The sequence below is a fragment of the Shewanella sp. SG44-2 genome (assembly GCF_014164215.1).
Classification (GTDB): domain Bacteria; phylum Pseudomonadota; class Gammaproteobacteria; order Enterobacterales; family Shewanellaceae; genus Shewanella; species Shewanella frigidimarina.
The window spans coordinates 1-1,259 of the sequence record NZ_JACJEU010000069.1 but is presented as its reverse complement, the minus strand read 5'-3'; the positions used below and the strand labels follow the sequence as shown (position 1 = coordinate 1,259).

Sequence of the window (1,259 nt, the reverse complement as noted above, 5' to 3'; positions counted from 1 at the left end):
GAAATGAATGTGAGTACCGACTAATCCAGCTGGGTGCACGCCGTTAAAGCGCTGCACACTGACTTTCGATAAGTCGTACTCACTGCTAGCATCTGCCAATAACGAAGCGCCATCATCTTGGCATATTTTATGCATTGGTAAAAGGAGAAGTAACCGACTCATCTTTTTTAATTGACGACACCTGATAGAAACCTTTAACCTTTAGTATTAAAACTTAATTCGCGTAATGACGTTTAAAGTCAAAGACAACTTTAACCATCTATTAAAACCATACATAAGTTGTAGTTAACGCTTAGTTAAATACAACTTTTGTTTTATCTCTTAATAAATATCACGATGAACACTGCCAATCACACTCTCATCTTTTTACCCATGTAGACAATGAGTATAAGTATATTCAGATAATCGTTGCCCACCAGTATCCCCTCGAGCACTTTAATAGATTACCCTGTTCAGATTAATGTTTCTTAATTGTTACTTAGGCTTGTTCCGTAAAGTTTTTTTGGGAGGAGCCCTAATAAAATACTTTATAAATAGCGTTAACCAAGGTGTACTAACTAGGTTACTGACTATTAAGACTGCTGCACTACAGGCATAGTATATTGTAGAGAGTGTTATGTCATTTTTATTAGGAAGATAGACGCTATAACTAGAATAAAGTGCATAAAAAAAGCCAGTAGGGGTGACTACTGGCTTCATAAAAATGTAGATTTAATCTAGTGTTTTGTGCCTCAGCTAGTACCTAAAACTGCTGGAACCAACGCTGGATTTGTTGAGGATCTTTACTTTGAGTTAACGATAACATCAACAGTATACGAGCTTTTTGTGGATTCAGATTACCAGCAGCAACAAAGCCATATTTGGCATCGTCTATTTCAGCATCTAGAGTAGTTGCACCGGTCGGTACACGGCTAGAGCGGACAACCAATATGCCTTTTTTGCTCGCCTTAATGAGTGTATCGAATACAGAGTGATAAATGTTGCCGTTACCTACACCCGCACTAATAATGCCATCAAACTCCGCTTCAACCATAGCTTTAGCAGGTAAATCACTAGCATTAGCATTAGCATAGTTATAAACAATACCTACCTTTGGTAAAATATCGAGTTTGCTGATATCAAAAGGGGTTTGAGTCTGACGAATCCCCATGAAATAACAAACAGGAACAATAAGATATTTTAAATTAGGTGGGAACATTCATGGCATTTGGTGATCAAATTTATCGCCAAACAAAAATTACCACGAGTAAATGCCATGA

1 protein-coding gene and 1 pseudogene are annotated in these 1,259 nt (G+C 37.3%); both read right to left on the bottom strand.

Going from position 1 to position 1,259, the window contains the following annotated elements; translation table 11 throughout:
- Positions 1–126 (bottom strand): annotated as a pseudogene (locus H5181_RS20270) (hypothetical protein); the annotation flags it as partial.
- A gap of 616 nt (positions 127–742) precedes the next feature.
- Positions 743–1,150, bottom strand: coding sequence for a hypothetical protein (locus tag H5181_RS20265; RefSeq protein WP_259397097.1), 408 nt, complete (start codon positions 1,148–1,150; stop codon positions 743–745).
- Positions 1,151–1,259 lie beyond the last annotated feature (109 nt).

Coding starts and splice junctions, on each gene's coding strand:
- H5181_RS20265 (WP_259397097.1), bottom strand. CDS start 1,150: ATGGGGATTCGTCAGACTCAAACCCCTTTTGATATCAGCAAACTCGAT.